The sequence below is a fragment of the Streptomyces sp. NPDC086023 genome, from assembly GCF_044540325.1.
In the GTDB taxonomy this organism is placed as follows: Bacteria; Actinomycetota; Actinomycetes; order Streptomycetales; family Streptomycetaceae; genus Streptomyces.
Genome location: NZ_JBITRX010000002.1, coordinates 722382 through 740579 on the forward strand (window position 1 = coordinate 722382; position 18198 = coordinate 740579).

Consider the following 18198-nt stretch of genomic DNA (forward strand, 5'->3'; position numbering starts at 1 on the left):
TCATGAACACCTACGCGTCGGAACGCGGACCCGGTGTCCACGCCGAGATCGGCGACCAGATCGTCGTGGGCGGCCCCGCCGTCGGCAAGCCCGGCCGGGACGGGGAGGTCGTCGCCCTGCACCACCCGGACGGGACCCCGCCGTACGACGTCCGCTGGTCGGACACGGGCCGTACGACGGTGTTCTTCCCGGGGCCGGACGCCCGTGTCCGGCACCTCCACGAAACGGCGGCGCACGAAGCTGCCGGGAAGTAGCCCCGGGAGCCCGGTGGCTCCTGACCCAGCAGGAAGGCTCCTCCGGCCGGGGCTACGGTGGACAGGTGGTCCTCCCATCGTTGTTGCGGGCCGGAGGTGGGACATGGGCGCAGGCGGTCAGCCTGCCGCGAGCGGCATGCCACGGCTGCGGCTGGATGAGCTGCTCGACGAGCTCCAGGCGCGGATCGACGAGGTCAGGGGCACCCGGGACCGGCTGAACGGCCTTCTGGAGGCCGTGATGTCGGTCGGCCGGGAGCTGGATCTGCCGCAGGTGCTGCGCGGCATCGTCGAGGCCGCCGTGGTGCTGGTGGACGCCGAGTACGGTGCTCTCGGTGTGATCGGCGACGACAAGAGGCTCGCCGAGTTCCTTCCCGTCGGCATCGGCGACGACCTCCGGGCACAGATCGGGGACCTGCCCTCGGGCCACGGCATCCTGGGCGAGCTGATCCGGCACCCCGAGCCCCTGCGCCTGTCCGAGCTGTCCGAGCACCCGGCCTCGTACGGCTTCCCTGCGCACCATCCGCCGATGCACTCGTTCCTCGGGGTCCCCATCCGGGTCCGGGAAGAGGTCTTCGGCAACCTCTACCTCACCGAGAAGCGCGGGCGTGCGGACTTCGACGCCGAGGACGAGGCGGTCCTCTCCACCCTGGCCGTGGCCGCCGGCATCGCCATCGAGAACGCCCGCCTCTTCGAGGAGGTCCGCCTGCGGGAGCGCTGGCTGGCAGCCAGTTCCGAGATCACCAGTGCCCTCCTCTCCGGAACTCCCGAGGACGAGGTCCTCGAAGGCATGCTCGAGCGCGTGAAGGACATCACCGGCGCCGACATGGGCGTGTTCTACCTGCTCGGTGCCGCCGGCGAACTGCGCGGCTCCATCGCTCTGGGGCAGGGTGCCGAAGCACACCGGGGGATCGTCCTTCCCAGCACCCGGGGAACCCTGGCCGAAGCCGCCCTGGCCCAGGACTGCATCGTCACGGTCACGGACGTGGAGTCCGACGAGCGGGTCACGGTGCAGCCCGAACGCTGGACGGGCTTCGGCCCCACCGTCGCCGTCACCGTGGGCACCAAGGAGCGGCTGAGCGGCGTGCTCATCCTGGCCAGGCGTCGGGGCCGCCCGGTGTTCGCCGGCGCGGAAGTCGCCTCCCTGCCGGGATTCGCGGGCCAGGCGGCTCTCGCCCTGGAACTGGCCGACCGACGCCGCGACGCCGAGCAGATGAGCATGCTGGAGGACCACGACCGCATCGCCCGCGACCTCCACGACCTGGCCATCCAGCGCCTCTTCGCGACCGGCATGACCCTGCAGAGCGCCCAGCGGTTCGCCGAGCATCCCGAGGTGTCCGAACGGCTCGGCCGCGCCGTCGACGACCTCGACGCCACCATCAAGATCATCCGGTCCACGATCTTCGGACTTCGCGAGCACGAAGCACCTGCGACCGGTGCGAACCTGCGCTCCCGATCCGTCCAGACCCTGGACGAGGTGTCCGCCGGCCTCGGCTTCGCCCCGGCCCTGCGCATGGAAGGGCTGATCGACACCGATGTGCCGCCGGCCGTGGCCGACGAGGCTCTCGCCGCACTCAGCGAGGCCCTCAGCAACGTCGCGCGGCACGCGAAGGCCGCGCGTGCGGAGGTCTCCATCGTCGCGGCGGACGGGGTGTTGACGCTGACTGTGACCGACGACGGCGTCGGCATGCCCCAGGGTGGCCGTCGCAGCGGACTGCGCAACCTCGCCGAACGGGCCGAGAAGCTCGGAGGCCGGATGGAGGTCACCAGCCCGGGGGGTGCGACGCGCGGCACCCGCCTGGAGTGGGAGGTGCCGCTGGCCCCGCCGACGCTGTGACCGCCCCTGCTCCCCGGGGCGGCGGTGGGCAGGTCCGGCCCGGCATGGGGACCGACCGGCCCATGCGGAGAGGCCTGGTGCCGGCCCAGCATGGCGGTACCGGGGAAAGGAACGCGGCGCGTCCCGCCCGACCGCGGCACGACGCGGCGACCTGGTCCCCCGAGGAGGGCTGACGCCATGACCACCGACCTGGGGCGGCGGCTCGCCGCCCGCCGAACCGCGGCCGGAATGAGTCGCGAGGAGCTCGGGGAGCGTTGCGGTGCCGACGCGCACTACATCGCCTCCTTGGAGGAGCATGCCGCCCTGCCGGCGATCGGGACGCTGGTACGGGTGGCCGATGCGCTGGGCACCACCGTCGACGACCTGGCCGGCACGGGTTCCGATCGCGATGGCGATCGTCGGCCGGCGGCGAGGGCGCCGGACGGAACCGCTCACCCGGTCGTTCTGGAAGAGGAGGAGTGCCGGCGGCTGCTCGGCGTCCGGGGCATCGGGCGGGTGGCCGTCTTCACTTCCGAAGGTCCCGCCGTCCACCCGGTGAACTACCTGGTGGTCGAAGGCGACGTGGCCTTCCGGACCGCGGCCGACACCGTGCTGGCACGGGCCGCGGGCACCGAGGCCGCCTTCGAGGTGGAGCGGATCGACGACGTGTCGGCAAAGGGGTGGAGCGTGCTGGCCGTGGGGCTGCTCCAGGCGGCGTCCGACCCCGAGGAACTGGACGGCAGGGCCGCAGCCGCCCACTACGAGCCCTGGGCAGGCGGCACGCGTACCCACTGGATGAGACTCGCCCCGGTCCGGCTCACGGGTCGCCGCGTGGTGGGCCGCGCGTGATGCGGTCTACGCGGCGTCCCCGCCCCGGCGGCGCACCGGGGCCGAACGATCCCGTCGCTGCCCCGACAGGCCCAAGCGGATCCTGGGCCGGCAGGCCGACAGTGGGGGCAGAAGCCCGTGAAGGCGCCGTCGCACGGCGCCGGAGATCCAGGAGCACCCCATGTCAGGCAAGCAGATGGAGCGGAGGCGCAGCCTCTTCCCCGACCTCACCGACTGGTTCGGAGCCGACTTCCCGCGCTTCCCGATGTGGCGGTCGGCCCTCGACGCCCATCCGATCCCGATCGAGGTGAGCAGCAAGGAGGGCACGTACACGCTCCGCGCCGAAATGCCGGGGCTGGACCCCGAGAAGGACATCGAGATCACCGTCGACGGCGACACCCTCACCGTCGGCGCCGAGCACACGGAAAGCACGGAGGACAAGGACCACTCCGAGTTCCGCTACGGGTCCTTCCGCCGCACTGTGCGCCTGCCCGGCCGGATTCCCGCCGAAGGAGTCGAGGCCGCCTACCAGGACGGCATCCTCACCGTCCGCGTCCCGATGGAGACCGAGCCCCCGGCCGGCAGCCGCAGCATCCCCGTCAAGCGCTCCCAGGACCCGGGGACGGGCGAGAAGCCGTGACCGCCAAGAGGGTGCTGGTCGCCTACGGCAGCAAGCACAACGCGACCGCCGGCATAGCGGCGGAGATCGGCAGGACCCTCCGCGAAGACGGTCTTCACGCCGTGGTCCTCCCGGCGGAAGCCGTGGACGACGTCCGCGGCTTCGACGCCGTCGTCCTCGGCGGGTCCCTGTACGCCGGCCGCTGGAGCGGCAAGGCCCTGCACTGCGCAGAACGCAACGAGCACCAGCTCAAGCACCGTCCCGTCTGGCTGTTCAGCAGCGGCCCGGTGGACAGCTCTGCCGAGCAGCAGGAGATCCCGCCGGTGCCGGCCGTGGCCCGGCAGATGGAACGGCTGGGCGCCCGCGAACACATCACGTTCGGAGGCAGCATCACCGCGAAGACACCGGGCCTCATCGCCAAGGCCCTCGTCCGGCACGGCAAGGGCGGCGACTTCCGCAACCCGGAACGGATCCAGACCTGGGCCCACCACATCAGCAGCGAACTCGCGGCCGCCTGACCGGTCGTGGGGTCACCGAACCGACCCGCCGCCGCTCCGCTCAGGGAGCGTCCCCCTGCGGTCCGGTGGTGCGAGCGCTCACGTACTCCGCGCAGCCGTTCAGGGTGGTGAGCGCGGGGTAGTCCTGTTCCGGCAGAGCGAGGCCCGTCCTGCCGCTGAGGACCTCGACGAAGCTGAGGAAGTCCAGCGAGTCCATCTCCAGTCGCGGCTCCTCGTCCGTCACGAGGCGAGATGGGGGTGCGAGAACCACCATCCGTCACACGCACCCTGTCCGGGGAGGGCCGAACGGTACCGGGCGGGGACCGCTCGGACCACTCCAGGCGCCTCACGGCGGGGTCACCGTGCTGCCGTAGCCCCCGCCGCCCGGTGTGTGCAGCACGAACACGTCCCCGGGCCCGACGGCCGTGGAGTCGCAGCCCGCCATCGGGACGACCGTGCCGTCCGCCCGCTCGACGTGGTGGGCGCCCAGAGCTCCGGGCTCGCCGCCGGCCATTCCGTACGCCGGAACACGCCGGTGGCCGGAGAGGACGCTGACCGTCATCGGCTCGCAGAAGCGGATCCGGCGCACGACTCCGTCGCCGCCGTGCCAGCGGCCCGCGCCGCCGCTGCCCGCACGAACCGAGAACTCCTCCACGAGCACCGGGAGCCGCAGTTCCAGCACCTCGGGGTCGGTGAGGCGGGAGTTCGTCATGTGGGTCTGCACGGCCGAGGCCCCGTGGAAGCCGGGGCCGGCTCCGGCACCGGAGGCCACGGTCTCGTAGTACTGGTGGCGTTCGTTGCCGAAGGTGACGTTGTTCATGGTGCCGCTGCCCTCCGCCTGGGCGCCGAGTGCGGCGTAGAGCGCTCCGGTGACGGCCTGGGAGGTCTCGACGTTCCCGGCGACGATGGCGGCAGGGGGAGCGGGGGCGAGCATGGAGCCTGGCGGGGTGATGATGCGCAGCGGCCGCAGGCAGCCGTCGTTGAGGGGGATGTCCCGGTCGATGAGGGTACGGAAGACGTACAGCACGGCGGCGGTGACGACCGAGGTCGGGGCGTTGAAGTTGGAGTCGAGCTGGGGTGAGGTGCCGGTGAAGTCGACGGTCGCGGTGTGCCGTGCGCGGTCGACGGTGACGCGGACGGCGATCACGGCGCCGGAATCGGTTTCGTAGCGGCAGGAGCCGTCGTCGAGGGTGTCGAGGGCTCGGCGGACCGCCTCTTCCGCGTTGTCCTGCACGTGCCGCATGTACGCCTGGACCACGTCGAGGCCGAAGTGGCGGATCATCCGATCGACTTCCTCCACTCCCTTGGCGTTGGCGGCGATCTGGGCACGGAGGTCGGCGAGGTTCGTTGCGGGGGCTCGGGAGGGGTGGCGGGCACCGGTGAGGAGGGCCAGGGTCTCCCGCTCGCGGAGCCTGCCGTCCTGGACCAGGAGCCAGTTGTCGAACAGAACGCCTTCCTCGTCGATGCGGCGGCTGTCTGCGGGCATGGAGCCGGGGGTGAGGCCGCCGATCTCGGCGTGGTGGCCGCGGGAGGCGACGAAGAAGAGGACGCGGTTTCCCTGGGCCGTCCCCTGCTCCCCGAACACCGGGCTGATCACGGTGATGTCGGGCAGGTGCGTGCCGCCGTGGTACGGGTCGTTGACCGCGTACGCGTCGCCGGGGCGCATGGTGCCGGCGCGGCGGCGGACGATCTCGCGGACGGCGGTCCCCATGGAGCCGAGGTGGACGGGGATGTGCGGGGCGTTGGCGACCAGGTTGCCCTGGGGGTCGAAGAGGGCGCAGGAGAAGTCGAGCCGCTCCTTGATGTTGACCGACTGGGAGGTGGCCGCGAGGCGGGCACCCATCTGCTCCGCGACGGAGACGAACTGACTGTTGAAGATCTCCAGCATGACCGGGTCGGCCCGGGTGTCGACGTCGGCGGCCGCGGGGGCGGCGGCGCGGTCCAGGCGCAGGTGGCCGAGCTCGGTGGCGGTGGCCTCCCAGCCGGGGTCCACGACGGTGGTGGCGTCCTGTTGCGTGATCACGGCAGGGCCCCGGACCACGGATCCGGGCCTCAACCGGTCGCGTTCCCACAGCGGCACCGACCGCCACGCCCCCTCGGCGTACAGGCGCGTGGTGAGGGTGCGAGCCTCGTCCCCGCCGGGGTCTTCCGAGGCCGTGAGCCGGCCGAGGTCGGTCTGTTGAGCCAGCCCCCGGGCCTCGACGGACAGGGCGTCCACCACCACCGGCCGGTCCAGCAGGAACGAGTAGAGCGCGAGGTGCCGTTCGGCGAATTCATCGGCCATGGGGCCCGCTCTTCCCAGCGGTACCGTCACGGACGTGTCCGTACCGTCATAGCGCAGCCGGACGGAGCGCGTGAGACGAACACGGTCCTCGGGAACGTCCTCATCGCGCAGCACGGCCCGGGCGGCCGCTTCGAGCTCGTCCGCCAGGATCTCCACCCGCGCCATGCTGCCTTCGGCCAGAGGCATTTCGACGGAGCGCTCCTGGACGGTCGAGATGTCCGCCAGTCCGAGGCCGACGGCGGACAGGACTCCGGCCAGCGGCGGTACGAGCACGGTACGGATACCGAGGGAGTCCGCCACGGCGCAGGCGTGCTGGCCCCCGGCACCGCCGAACGTCGTGAGGACGTACTGCCGGACGTCGTGGCCGCGCTGGACCGAGATCCGCTTGACGGCGGCCGCCACGTTGGCGACGGCGACCTGGAGGAAGCCATCGGCCACCTGCTCCGGGGTCCGCGGGTCACCCGTGGCGTCCCGGATCCGCGCCGCGAGACCGGTGAACTCGCGACGTACGACACCCTCGTCGAGGGGCTGGTCGCCGTTCGGGCCGAAGACGCGCGGGAAATGGGCGGGCGGGATGCGTCCGAGCATCACATTGGCGTCGGTCACGGTCAGCGGCCCGCCTGCCCGGTAGCAGGCGGGGCCCGGAGCCGCGCCGGCGGAGTCGGGACCGACGCGGTAGCGGCCGCCTTCGAAGCGCAGGACCGAGCCACCCCCGGCCGCCACGGTGTGGATGTCCAGCATCGGCGCCTGGAGGCGTACTCCGGCGACCTGGGCGACGGACACGCGCTCGAACTCACCGGCGAAGTGTGAGACGTCGGTGGAGGTGCCGCCCATGTCGAAACCGACGACGTGGTCGTGACCGGCCTGTTGGGAGAGCCGGGCCATGCCGACGATGCCGCCGGCGGGGCCCGACATGACGGCGTCCTTGCCGCGGAAGTGGTCCGCCCCGGCCAGGCCGCCGTTGGACTGCATGAACATCAGCCGGACACCGCGGAGTTCGGCGGCCACCTGCTGTACGTACCGGCTCAGCACCGGGGCGAGGTAGGCGTCGACGACGGCGGTTTCGCCTCGCGGGACGAGCCGGGTGAGCGGTCCGACGGCCGAGGACAGGGAGACCTGGGTGAAGCCGGTGCTCTCTGCGAGCCGCCCGATCAGCTGCTCGTGCGCCGGATGCAGGGCGCTGTGCAGGCAGACCACGGCGGCGCAGCGGAAGCCGTCGTCGTACGCGCGCCGCAGATCGGCAGCCAGCGCGTCGAGGTCCGGCGGACGGAGTACCTCTCCCTCGGCCGTGATGCGCTCGTCCACCTCGACGACCCGCTCGTACAGGGCCTCGGGCATGACGATCTCACGGGCGAACAGGGACGGGCGGTTCTGGTAGCCGATGCGCAGGGCGTCGCGGAAGCCTCGCGTGATCACCAACAGCGTGCGTTCGCCGGTGCGCTCCAGAAGGGCATTGGTCGCCACGGTGGTGCCCATGCGGACACTCTGGACCGCGTCCGCGGGGATCGGCTCGTCCGGAGCAAGGCCGAGGACGGTCCGGATGCCCGCGATGGCGGCGTCGCGGTACCGCAGCGGGTTCACGGAGAGGAGCTTGAGGCTGCGCAGTCGCCCGTCCGGCATGCGGGCCACGACGTCCGTGAACGTGCCGCCCCGGTCGATCCAGAACTGCAGGCCCCTGGCGGTGCCGGAGTGCATGGACGCGTGCTCCTTCCCGTGTCCCGGTCTGCCGCGAGGCTCCGGCATGCCCCTCGGGAGGGGCACCCGGGTGACCGGGGGATCGGACGGTTCCATAATGAACGGGCAGGTGGCGCGATGCCGGGAGGTGACCGGCGTGATCCCCACGAGGCTGGGCGTGTGCCGCGAGACCGCGCCGGGTGACCGCCGTGTGGCGCTCGTTCCGGACGACGTGCACCTCGCCGCCGGGACGGGACTCCGCGTACTGGTGGAGTCCGGTGCCGGGGAGGGGGTCGGCCTGCCGGACCGCGCCTACCGTGCAGCGGGCGCCGAGACCGCCTCGCGTGCGGACGTGAGGGAAGCCGAGATCGTCGTGGGCCTGTCGCCGCCTGCCCCCGCGCCCGGGGCCGGATTCCGGCGGGGGCAGGTGCTGGTCGCCCTCGTGGATCCGTTCAGGTCTCCCTTCCGGATCCGCCGGTGGGCCGACGAAGGCCTCACCGTGATCGGCCTCGACCTCGTACCGGAAGGATCGGACGAGGCCCGCAGTCTCGATGCCGCCTCGTCCCTGGAGCGGTTGGCGGGCTACAAGGCCGGCCTGCTCGCGGTGGACCTCCTCGACCGGCCGGTCCGCGGCTCCTGGGGACCCGGCGCGCCTGCGAACGCCGCCCGTGCCCTGGTCATCGGCTGGGGCCCCGGTGCCGAAGAGGCGGCACGAGTCCTGCGGGACTGCGGGGCGGACGTACACACCGACTCCGGCCGACCCGGCGCCGGCGTCGTGCCCGGTGGCCTGGACATCCTCGTCACGGCGGTCCGGCCCCGCCTCCCCGGGCCGCCTCCCAGACTGGTGACGGCACGGGTCCTCGACACCATGCGCCCCGGTTCCGTCGTCGTCGACCTGGCCGCAGGCCCCGACGGGGGCAACGTCGTGGGCGCCCGTCCCGGAGCGCCGTCCACAGCGGGGCACGGCGTGGTCCTGGTCGGCGCGGGTCCCCGCGCCGACCAACTGCCCGGTGCGGCGTGCCAGGCGTTCTCGCGGCACGTCGTCGCACTGCTGGAGCGCATCATGTCCGACGGCGTTCCGTGGATCGACGTGGAGGACGCCGTCCTGGCGGCCGTCCTCGTCACCCACGGGGGTCTTGTGCGGCGGAGGGACATCCGGCGCATGGTCCTGGAGCAGACGGCGTTGGCGGGCCTGCCCTGACCTCCCGGGGCCGGGCGACGGCAGATCACGGCTGTCCGCGCCGCTCGATCCGCAGTGCTCCGATCCGGGCCACGGCGGCGACCCGGAACGCGCACTCCTCGTAGCATCGTCCGAGTACCGCTGCGTCGGCGGCATCCGCCAGGAGGGCGGGGTCACACGTGTCCGCCAGCAGCAGCCGCTCCAGGCCGCGCTGGCGTGCGGTGATCTCTGCCAGGCCGCTGTCCATGACGGCCGGGGGTGCGGCCGACCGCAGGACATCCTGGGCCCGCGTGACCAGCCCCAGGGTGGCCCCACCGAGCTCTCGGAGGGGCACGAGCACGCGTTCCGCCGGCGGCGGGCCGGAACTGCGCGCCTGCAGGATCTCCCCGGCCTGCCCCAGCAGCACGGCGATCCGCCCGGCGTCCTCGGACACGTACAAGGCCGTGAGCACGGAGGACCGGTCCGGCTGTTCCGGGAGGACGCCGAGGGCGGCGGTGGCGAGCTCGGCGGACCCGCTGTGCAGCTCGCGCAGTGTCCGGCCGAGGCTCGCCATGGAGCGCTCGGTCCCCGGGCCCGTCGAGAGGGTGAGGGCCCGAACAGTGACGTCGAGGGCGGAGTGAGCCCGGCGCAAGAGGCTCACCAGGCACTCGACATCGGCCGTCGCACGGATCGTGTCGTCCACGTCGGTCTCCTCGTCCGGGTGTCGGCCGTCCAGACGCACGCCGGAGCGTGGTCCGTGTGCCTGCAGCCGCCCAACGGTCCGGTGCCACACGTTCTGGCTCCTCCGCGCGTGCCGCGCGCCCGGGGTGGGGGCCACCGCACCATCAGGATCCGCGAGAAGCGGGCGGACTCCCTCCGCTGCCTGGCGCACGCGGGCCGATTTCGTCCTGTGGCCCGGGAGGCTCCTCCAGGACACTCCATGCGATCGGGCCGAGCAGGTCCCCCACCCTTCGGAAGACGTCCATCAGCATGTCGTCCACCGTCAGGATGCCCACGACGCGCTGTCCGTCGACGACGGGCAGCCGCCGGACGCCGCTGTGGCGGAACATGCGGTACGCGGCCTGGATGTCGTCGGCCACGTCGACCGTGACGGCCGGGGTGGTCATGACCTTCCGTACCGGCTCGTCGCGGTCGAGGCCCGCGGCCACTGCGCGTACGGCTATGTCACGGTCGGTGACGATGCCGCGGAGGGTGCCCTGTTCCGTCACGACGAGGCAGCCGACGCCCTGGACGTCCATGTGCCGGGCCGCCTCGCCGATGGTCGTCGCGGGGGTGACGGTCACTGCGGGCGCGGACATGGCAGCGGACACGTTCATCGTGCAGCTCCTTCAGGCAGGCTTCGTGATGTTCACGTGTGCCGGACGTGATGTGCCGCCACGGTGAGCCGGGGCCGGGTCGCGAGGGCCCGGCCGGCTCAGTGACCCGTACCGGTGTCGTCCGTATCCCAGGCGAGCTGTTCCGTGACCCCGACGACGCCGTCGACGGTGCGGCACAGCCGGTCCATGACGGCAATCAGGCTGCGGAAGCGCACCACGCCGCGCAGCGTCACGTGTCCGTCCACCACCTCGACGGATACGGCCGAGGGGTCCGTGTGCAGGGTCCGGTCGAGGATGTCCCCGGTGATCTCGTGTCGGATGGCGTCGTCTTCACGCAGGAAGATCCGCAGAAGGTCGCCGCGGGTGACGATGCCGACGAGGACGTCCGAGTCGTCGACGACCAGCAGCCGTTTGACGTGCTGGCTCTCCATGAGCCGAGCGGCCTCCGCCACGGTCCACTCCGGCCGTGTGCAGACCGCGGGCGCCGACATGAGCTCCTCCGCCTTCGTGCCCGCGGCCTTGTCGCTTTCCCAGGGTTCGGGGCGTGGCAGAGAGCGGAACCAGTCCCCTTGGTCGGCCGGCTTCGGCAGCAGATCGCCCTCGGAGATCACGCCGAGGGGGTGTCGGGCGGCGTCGGTCACCGCCACCGCGGAGACCCTGTGCTCGCCGAGCGTGCGGACGATGTCCTTGAAGGTGGCGTGCCGGGGGACCGTGACGACCTCGCGGGTCATCAGCTCGCCCACTTCCCTGTGCCTCACCGTGTTCTCCTTCCCCTGTTGCGGCCGGGCGTCGCCGTCAGGCGACGGTGCGTGCGTCCTTCATGGTTCCTCCAGCCCCGGATTCCGCGCTTCCAGCCTCGCCGCGCGTTCCGGAGGCGGTATAGGGCCGACCGGGCCCCTGCGCGGGGGCCGGCCGGACCGGATGCTGCGCTCGACGCCGAGCCTTCGGGTGGCACCCGCGTGTGGGCCTATGCGGTGGCCGAGACCGGTCCGTCGAGTTCCATCCGGACGTCGACGACCCCCTCGACCGCGCTGACGGCCCGCGCCAGGAGCGGAATCAGGGCGCGATCGTGCACAGGGCCCCGCAGGGTGACGACACCGTCCTGGACGGAGAAGTCCGGGGAGACACCTGGGACGAGTTCGGCCAGCACGGCCTGCCGGATCTCCTCCGCCAGCTCCTCGTCCGGGCGCAGGAACACCTTCAGGAGGTCACTGCGGCTGACCACGCCCTCCAGCATGCCGAGTCTGTTCACCACCGGCAGGCGCTTGACGCGCCTGCGGGCCATGATCCGGGCCGCCTCGGCAACGGTCGCGTCCGGATGGACGGTGACCGCGGGGCTCGACATCAGTTCCTCGGCGAGCACGCCACCGGCCTTGGACGCTTCCTCCAGCTGGTCCGGCAGGTGGGGCTCCTCGCGGCGGAACTCCTCCTTGGGCAGCAGGTCAGCCTCGGAGACGACCCCGACGACGCGGCCCTCACCTTCGAGGACGGGGAGCGCACTCACCTTCCATTCGTGCATCAGTTCGACGATCTCCTTGTAGGACGCCTCGCGGCCGATGGCCACGGCGGTGTGCGTCATGACGTCACTGACGGTGTGGCGAGATGCGGGCATGACCGGCTCCTTCACCTCGATCGGTCGTGGATCCTGCTGCCGCCCGAAGGCGCGTGGCAGGTCGGGGCGAACCCTCCTTCCATCTGAGCACCCCGACCACGTGCGCGCCCATGGGCCCTGTGGGCAAGGGGAGGGCCGGATGGCCCCGGGCCGGCGCGGTGTCGCCGGCGCCGTGCACCGATGCCCGCAGGATCCGCGGCCGGGGGACGGACGCGTTCGCCGGGTCCCGGAGGCGCGGCAGGTCCACGCGGGGAGCGGCGATCACGCGCAGGCGCCGGCCGACCGCTGCACAGGACTCGCCCACGTGATGGAGAGGGCAGGGGACCCGGGCCGGATGCGGTCGGCCGTGGTCATCGGCTCTCGTCTCCTTCCGGGGGCCTGCTCCCCGCCGGTGCGCGGTAGTGGTCCGGGTGGGCGTCGAAGGCGGCTGCGCACTGCGCCGAGCAGAAGACGTGGCTGCCGTGGCCGGTGTCGCGCCGTTCGGCGGCAGTCGACGGGTCCAGGCGCATGCCGCAGACCGGATCGACCGCACTGTCCTGGGCGCCGGGCCCGGACCCTTCGCCCAGGCCGGGCCCGGACTGGTGGTGGTGTCCGTGCGCTGCGGCAGCGGTGGGGGCCGACGTGCGGTCGGCCGCGGTTTCCACCTGGGGTTCGACGTGCTCTGCGGTGGCGGCCGGCAGCGGAGCGGTGTGCCAGCGGCGGAGGCGGGAGGCGTTGGTGACCACGGACAGGGACGACAGCGCCATGGCGGCGGCGGCGATGATCGGGCTGAGGCGGATGCCCCACAGCGGGTAGAGGGCGCCGGCGGCGAGCGGCACGCCGACGGCGTTGTAGACCAGGGCGAAGAACAGGTTCTGCCTGATGTTGCGCATCGTGGCGCGCGAGAGCCGGACGGCGGTGACGACGCCGGTCAGGGAGCCGGAGATCAGGGTGATGTCGGCGGCTTCGATGGCGACGTCGGTGCCGGTGCCGATGGCCAGGCCGACGTCGGCGGCGGCCAGGGCGGGGGCGTCGTTGATGCCGTCGCCGACCATGCCCACGGTGCGGCCCTCCGCCTGGAGCCGGCGGATCTCGTCGGCCTTGTGCTCGGGCAGGACCTCGGCCAGCACGCGCCGTACGCCGACCTGGGAGGCGATGGCGGCGGCGGTGCGGGCGTTGTCGCCGGTGATGATGACCGTCTGAAGGCCGAGTCGGTGCAGGGCGGCGATGGCCCGGACCGAGTCGTCCTTGACGGTGTCGGCGACGGCCAGTACACCCGCGGGCCGGCCGTCGACGGCGGCCAGGACCGGAGTCTTGCCCTCGGCGGAGAAGCCGGCGGCGACCTCGGTGAGGGCCCCGCTGTCGATGTCGGCGTCGGCGAGCAGCCGGGCGGTACCGACGAGGACCGTACGGCCGTCGACGGTGGCCTGCACGCCCTTGCCGGTGACCGAGCCGAAGCCACTCGCCGCAGACGAGGTGAGGCCGCGCTCCCGGGCCCGGGCGACGATCGCGCCGGCGAGCGGGTGCTCGCTGTCCGCCTCGGCCGCCGCCACCAGGGCCAGCAGCTCCTCTTCCCGGAAGCCGTCGGCGGTGTGCACGTCGGTGAGCACCGGCTTGCCTGCGGTCACGGTGCCGGTCTTGTCCAGCACGATCGTGTCCAGCTTGTGGGCGGTCTCCAGCGCCTCGGCGGAGCGGATGAGGATGCCGGCCTGGGCTCCCTTGCCGGTGCCGACCATGACCGACAGCGGTGTGGCCAGGCCGAGCGCGCACGGGCAGGCGATGATCAGCACCGCGACCGCGGAGACCAGAGCCAGGGTGAGCGCGGGGGCGGGCCCGACGGTGTACCAGATCGCGAACGAGGCGACGGCGATGGCGATGACGGCCGGAACGAAGTACGCGGACACCGCGTCGGCCAGCCGCTGGATCGGTGCCTTCGACGCCTGCGCCTGCTGCACCAGGCGGATGATCTGGGCCAGCATCGTGTCGGCCCCGACCCTGCTCGCCCGTACCCGGAGCGATCCGGTCGTGTTGACGGTCGCGCCGATGACCGTGTCCCCTTCCCGCTTGGTGACCGGCATCGGCTCGCCGGTGACCATGGACTCGTCGACCGCCGAGGACCCGGACAGCACTTCGGAGTCGACCGGGACCTTCTCCCCGGGCCGGATCACCACCTCGTCGCCGACCGCCACGTCCTCCACCGGGATCTCCGCCTCGGTGCCGTCGCGGATCACGCGGGCGGTGCGGGCCTGGAGGCCGAGGAGGGCACGGATGGCCTCCCCGGTGCCGGCCTTGGCGCGGGCCTCCAGCAGCCGGCCGAGCAGGATGAGGGTGAGGATCACCCCGACCGCTTCGAAGTACACCTCCCGTACGTCCTCCGGCAGCAGGCCGGGGGCGAGGGTGACCAGCAGGCTGTAGCCGTAGGCGGCCGTCGTACCCAGGGTGATCAGGGAGTTCATGTCGGCGCCGCGGTGCTTCAGGGTCAGCCAGCCGGTGGAGTGGATCGGCCACCCGGTGTAGAACATCACCGGCGTGATCAGCGCCAGCTGCAGCCAGTGGTTCAGCAGCCAGCCGGGCACCCAGTCCGCGCCGAACAGCTCATGGGCCATGACGGCGAAGAGCACCGGCAGCGTGAGCACGGCACCGACCACGACCCGCCGGGTCAGATCGGCGATCTCCGCGCGCCGCTCGGCGACCTCGGCCGCCTCCGCCTCGGCTCCACCGCCTTCGCCCCACCGCTGCCCGCCGGCGGGGGAGGCCGCCTCCTCGCCCGGGCCTTCGCCGCCCGGCGCGGCCTCGGCGGCGCCGGGGCGGTCCGCGGGTTCGACCAGCAGGGTGCCGTGGATCATGTTCATCCCGCAGGCGAAGCCGAAGGAGCCCGCCTGTTCCGGGGTGACCCGGACGGTGGTGCGCGCATGGGCCGGCAGTCCGGCGCTGACCCGCAGGTCGGGGAAGACGACCCGGTTGGTGCACTCCCCGCTCTCCTGCCGGTCGAAGACCAGCTCGACCGGCACCCCCTGGCGGACCTTGATGACCTTGGGGCTGTAGCCGCCCCGCACGGTCACCTCGACGCGCTGCACCCCGCCCTCCAGCTGCGCCGTACGGGCCTTGCGAGGCCCGAAGAAGAACCAGCCCAGCCCGCCGATCAGGACTGCGGCCAGGATCACGACCACCACATCGGCGACACCCATGGCAGATCGCCCTCCTTGCGTGCGCGCTCCCCTCCAGGGTCTCTCGCCCCACCGGTGAGAGGCGGGTAGGGACTGACGGGCCCACCGGACAGGGACCACATGGCCCTGCACCGGACGGCCGGGACCGGGTGACCATGATGGTGAACGACCAGGAGGGCAGCGGGGATCGCAGACCCGCTGGCCCGATCACCGGGGAGGCGATCGTGATGATGTTCTGGTTCGACCACGACGTCAGCGGCTGGGGCTGGTTCGCGATTTCGGCCGGCATGATCGCGTTCTGGGCCCTGATCATCGCCGCCGCCGTCCTGCTCCTGCGGACCCTGAGCCGAACCACCGAGCCCCGCCCCGGCCCCCCGCCGTCGCCCGAGCAGCTGCTCGCCGAGCGGTTCGCCCGCGGCGACATCGACGAGGAGGACTACCGGCGGCGCCTGGCTGCGCTGCATGCCTCCGGCCCGCCCACCCGGCATTGACCCCCGGCCGACTCGGCTGCTCGCGGCCGGAGCGGCTGAGACACGAGGAGGGCGTGATGGCTGACGCCGCACACGGCCTGTGGCCCCGGCGGCCGGTGAGCGGCGGACGAGCCGGTGGCGCAGCTGCGCGGCCGGGGCCGAACCCGCGAACCCGCGAACCCGACGGAGAGCCGGCGAGCAAGGAGCCGGTCCCCATGAAGACCACCCGCGCCCTGCACCGCCGCACCGCCCTGGCCGCCGCGGCCGTCGCCGCCTCCGCGTTCTTCCTGGCCGGCTGTGGAGACGACGGCAACGGCTCTGCCGCCACCTCCCCCGGCCCCACCACGTCCGTCTCGGTGCCGGCGGGCGCGCACAACCAGGCCGACGTCGACTTCGCGCAGGGCATGATCCCGCACCACCGCCAGGCCGTCATGATGGCCGACATGGCCGAGACCCGGGCCTCCTCCGGCGACGTCAAGACCCTCGCCGAGGAGATCAAGAAGGCCCAGGAGCCGGAGATCGCGACCATGTCCGCCTGGCTGACGGCCTGGGGCGAAGAGGTCCCCCAGGGCATGGACGGCATGGACCACGGCGACGCCTCGTCCATGCCCGGCATGATGAACGACCAGCAGATGGACGACATGCGGGGCGCCTCCGGCAAAGCCTTCGACACCATGTTCCTGACCCGGATGATCGAGCACCACGAAGGCGCCGTCACCATGGCCGAGACCGAGAAGAAGGAAGGCACCTACGGCCCCGCCAGGGAACTCGCCGACGACATCATCACCGCACAGAAGGCGGAGATCACCCAGATGCGCCAGATGCTCGGCACCGACTGACCTCGGCGCGTGCAGGCGACCGCGTCCATGCCGTCGGCAGGGAGGACTTCCCGGTCGCGGCGACGCCGCGGACGGGCCCGCTCGCCGTGCCGGTCCGTGACCGTCGGCCTACGCTCGGGGCATGCGACGCCGCCCGATGCACATGTCTGCCGAGGCCCAGGACGCCCTCGGCTGCGCGCTGGAGGAACTGCGCGCGGAGCTGAAGGTCCCGCTGAGCTTCCCCAAGCGCGTACTCAGAGCGGCCGAGAAGGCCGCGGCCGAGGCGCGGCTGCCCGACAAGGACGCCACCCGCCTGCCGTTCTTCACGATCGACCCGCCGGGCTCGAAGGACCTCGACCAGGCCCTGCACCTGGAACGGCGGCCCGGCGGCGGCTACCGCGTGTACTACGCCATCGCGGACGTGGCGACCTTCGTCGGACCCGGCAGTCCGCTGGACGCCGAGGCGCGCGACCGGGTCGAGACGCTGTACTTCCCCGACCTCAAGGTGCCCCTGCACCCGCCCGTGCTCTCCGAGGACGCGGCCAGCCTGCTGCCGGGCCAGGACCGTCCCGCCCTGGTGTGGGAGCACGAGCTCGACGCCTACGGCAACCTCACCGACTCGTCCGTCAGCCGGGCCAGGATCCGCAGCCGGGCCCAGCTCGACTACGAGGCCGCCCAGCGGGCCCTCGACGACGGTACGGCGGAGGAGTCCCTCGCCCTGCTGCGCGAGGTCGGCAGGCTGCGGGAGGCCGTCGAGATCGCGCGCGGCGGCATCTCGGTGAACCTGCCGGACCAGGAGGTCACCGTCGAGGACGGATCGTTTCGGCTGCGGTACGCGGCGACGCTGCCGGTCGAGGGCTGGAACGAGCAGATCTCGCTCATGACCGGGATGTCCGCGGCCCGGATCATGCTCGACACCGGGACCGGCATCCTGCGGACCCAGCGGGAGCAGGCCGATCAGAACGTGGTCAAGCGCCTGCACGACCTCGCCAAGGCCCTGGGCATCGTCTGGCGGCCCGGGATCTCGTACGCCACGCTCGTGCGCAAGCTCGACCCCCGGAAGCAGCAGCACCTGGCCTTCCTCAGCGAGGCCACGACCACGATGCTCAAGGCGGAGTACACCGTCTTCCGCGACGGCCGGCAGCCGGCCCACACGATGCACGCGGCGATCGCGGCCCCGTACGCCCACTGCACGGCACCGCTGCGGCGCCTGGTCGACCGGTACACGGGTGAGCTGTGCGTGACGGCGTGCGCGGACAAGGCCCCGCCGGGCTGGGTGCTCGACGCCCTGGACTGCCTCCCGTGCGACACGGCCCGGGGCAAGGGCGGCCTGGCGGACCGGCAGACCGTGGACCTGGTCGAGGCGGCCGTGCTCAAGGACCGCGTGGGCGAGGTGTTCGACGTGGCGGTCATCGACACCGACGCGGAGCGGGGCAGGCCGCGCGAGGGCAAGGTGTTCCTGGCCGACCCCGCCGTGCTGGCCAAGGTCGAGTCGCGCAACGGCCTGGACCTCCAGCTCGGCTCCAGCGTCAGGGCCAGGCTCAAGCGGGCGGACCCCGACTGGGAGGGGGACAAGGTCCTCTTCACCGTGTCCTAGTGACCTGGTTTTGAGGTCGGGGCTCGCCTCGTGAGTCGTGTTCTGTTTCAGATCCTGGGGTTCGCCTGACGTGACGGGCTTGGGGCCGGT

Annotated in this window: 16 protein-coding genes; 9 read left to right on the top strand and 7 right to left on the bottom strand. The window is 72.5% G+C overall.

Annotation, left to right across the window (positions count from 1 at the left end):
* The first annotated feature begins 2 nt into the window (after positions 1-2).
* The 5 genes from ACIF6F_RS06590 (at position 3) to ACIF6F_RS06610 (ending at position 4032) form a co-directional block, all read left to right on the top strand.
* Positions 3-254 carry a DUF1918 domain-containing protein gene (locus ACIF6F_RS06590; protein ID WP_399942063.1) on the top strand — a complete coding sequence of 84 codons (252 nt, stop codon included), beginning with the start codon at positions 3-5 and terminating at the stop codon, positions 252-254.
* A 103-nt stretch (positions 255-357) separates the two neighbouring features.
* Positions 358-2088: a GAF domain-containing protein gene (locus ACIF6F_RS06595; protein ID WP_399942066.1), complete on the top strand. Its 1731-nt coding sequence runs from the start codon at positions 358-360 to the stop codon at positions 2086-2088.
* Between the two features lie 177 nt (positions 2089-2265).
* Complete coding sequence (locus ACIF6F_RS06600) at positions 2266-2916, top strand: helix-turn-helix domain-containing protein (RefSeq protein ID WP_399942069.1); 651 nt, start codon at positions 2266-2268, stop codon at positions 2914-2916.
* A gap of 160 nt (positions 2917-3076) precedes the next feature.
* Positions 3077-3535: an Hsp20/alpha crystallin family protein gene (locus ACIF6F_RS06605; protein ID WP_399942071.1), complete on the top strand. Its 459-nt coding sequence runs from the start codon at positions 3077-3079 to the stop codon at positions 3533-3535.
* Entirely contained in the window at positions 3532-4032 is a 501-nt protein-coding gene (locus ACIF6F_RS06610; protein WP_399942074.1) for a flavodoxin domain-containing protein, read from the top strand. Before ACIF6F_RS06605 ends, ACIF6F_RS06610 begins: the two co-directional genes overlap by 4 nt.
* Positions 4033-4072: 40 nt before the next feature.
* Here ACIF6F_RS06610 and ACIF6F_RS06615 read toward each other — a convergent pair whose 3' ends face one another.
* Positions 4073-4285, bottom strand: a complete 213-nt coding sequence (locus tag ACIF6F_RS06615; protein WP_399942077.1) for an acyl carrier protein — start codon at positions 4283-4285, stop codon at positions 4073-4075.
* 72 nt (positions 4286-4357) lie between these two features.
* A complete protein-coding gene (locus ACIF6F_RS06620; protein WP_399942080.1) occupies positions 4358-7990 on the bottom strand; it encodes a hydantoinase B/oxoprolinase family protein in 3633 nt (1210 codons plus the stop codon).
* Between the two features lie 136 nt (positions 7991-8126).
* On the opposite strand from ACIF6F_RS06620, the gene ACIF6F_RS06625 reads away from it, so the two are divergent.
* Positions 8127-9170: a hypothetical protein gene (locus tag ACIF6F_RS06625; RefSeq protein ID WP_399942082.1), complete on the top strand. Its 1044-nt coding sequence runs from the start codon at positions 8127-8129 to the stop codon at positions 9168-9170.
* Positions 9171-9195: 25 nt separating this feature from the next.
* On the opposite strand, the gene ACIF6F_RS06630 is transcribed toward ACIF6F_RS06625, so the two are convergent.
* The 5 genes from ACIF6F_RS06630 to ACIF6F_RS06650 form a co-directional block, all read right to left on the bottom strand.
* A complete protein-coding gene (locus tag ACIF6F_RS06630; RefSeq protein WP_399942085.1) occupies positions 9196-9831 on the bottom strand; it encodes a hypothetical protein in 636 nt (211 codons plus the stop codon).
* 142 nt (positions 9832-9973) lie between these two features.
* Entirely contained in the window at positions 9974-10465 is a 492-nt protein-coding gene (locus ACIF6F_RS06635; protein ID WP_399942088.1) for a CBS domain-containing protein, read from the bottom strand.
* A gap of 98 nt (positions 10466-10563) precedes the next feature.
* On the bottom strand, positions 10564-11223 hold the full coding sequence (locus ACIF6F_RS06640; RefSeq protein WP_399942091.1) for a CBS domain-containing protein: 660 nt from the start codon (positions 11221-11223) through the stop codon (positions 10564-10566).
* A 209-nt stretch (positions 11224-11432) separates the two neighbouring features.
* Positions 11433-12077, bottom strand: coding sequence for a CBS domain-containing protein (locus ACIF6F_RS06645; RefSeq protein WP_399942094.1), 645 nt, complete (start codon positions 12075-12077; stop codon positions 11433-11435).
* A 350-nt stretch (positions 12078-12427) separates the two neighbouring features.
* Entirely contained in the window at positions 12428-15244 is a 2817-nt protein-coding gene (locus tag ACIF6F_RS06650) for a heavy metal translocating P-type ATPase (protein ID WP_399942097.1), read from the bottom strand.
* 134 nt (positions 15245-15378) lie between these two features.
* On the opposite strand from ACIF6F_RS06650, the gene ACIF6F_RS06655 reads away from it, so the two are divergent.
* From ACIF6F_RS06655 to ACIF6F_RS06665, 3 genes are all read left to right on the top strand, one after another.
* The gene (locus ACIF6F_RS06655; RefSeq protein ID WP_399942099.1) at positions 15379-15714 is read left to right on the top strand and encodes an SHOCT domain-containing protein; all 336 of its coding nucleotides are present in this window, start codon (positions 15379-15381) and stop codon (positions 15712-15714) included.
* Between the two features lie 194 nt (positions 15715-15908).
* Positions 15909-16532 carry a DUF305 domain-containing protein gene (locus ACIF6F_RS06660; RefSeq protein WP_399942101.1) on the top strand — a complete coding sequence of 208 codons (624 nt, stop codon included), beginning with the start codon at positions 15909-15911 and terminating at the stop codon, positions 16530-16532.
* 121 nt (positions 16533-16653) lie between these two features.
* On the top strand, positions 16654-18108 hold the full coding sequence (locus ACIF6F_RS06665) for an RNB domain-containing ribonuclease (protein WP_399942104.1): 1455 nt from the start codon (positions 16654-16656) through the stop codon (positions 18106-18108).
* Positions 18109-18198 lie beyond the last annotated feature (90 nt).

Coding starts and splice junctions, on each gene's coding strand:
- ACIF6F_RS06590 (WP_399942063.1), top strand. CDS start 3: ATGAACACCTACGCGTCGGAACGCGGACCCGGTGTCCACGCCGAGATC.
- ACIF6F_RS06595 (WP_399942066.1), top strand. CDS start 358: ATGGGCGCAGGCGGTCAGCCTGCCGCGAGCGGCATGCCACGGCTGCGG.
- ACIF6F_RS06600 (WP_399942069.1), top strand. CDS start 2,266: ATGACCACCGACCTGGGGCGGCGGCTCGCCGCCCGCCGAACCGCGGCC.
- ACIF6F_RS06605 (WP_399942071.1), top strand. CDS start 3,077: ATGTCAGGCAAGCAGATGGAGCGGAGGCGCAGCCTCTTCCCCGACCTC.
- ACIF6F_RS06615 (WP_399942077.1), bottom strand. CDS start 4,285: ATGGTGGTTCTCGCACCCCCATCTCGCCTCGTGACGGACGAGGAGCCG.
- ACIF6F_RS06620 (WP_399942080.1), bottom strand. CDS start 7,990: ATGCACTCCGGCACCGCCAGGGGCCTGCAGTTCTGGATCGACCGGGGC.
- ACIF6F_RS06635 (WP_399942088.1), bottom strand. CDS start 10,465: ATGAACGTGTCCGCTGCCATGTCCGCGCCCGCAGTGACCGTCACCCCC.
- ACIF6F_RS06645 (WP_399942094.1), bottom strand. CDS start 12,077: ATGCCCGCATCTCGCCACACCGTCAGTGACGTCATGACGCACACCGCC.
- ACIF6F_RS06650 (WP_399942097.1), bottom strand. CDS start 15,244: ATGGGTGTCGCCGATGTGGTGGTCGTGATCCTGGCCGCAGTCCTGATC.
- ACIF6F_RS06655 (WP_399942099.1), top strand. CDS start 15,379: ATGATGGTGAACGACCAGGAGGGCAGCGGGGATCGCAGACCCGCTGGC.
- ACIF6F_RS06660 (WP_399942101.1), top strand. CDS start 15,909: ATGAAGACCACCCGCGCCCTGCACCGCCGCACCGCCCTGGCCGCCGCG.
- ACIF6F_RS06665 (WP_399942104.1), top strand. CDS start 16,654: ATGCGACGCCGCCCGATGCACATGTCTGCCGAGGCCCAGGACGCCCTC.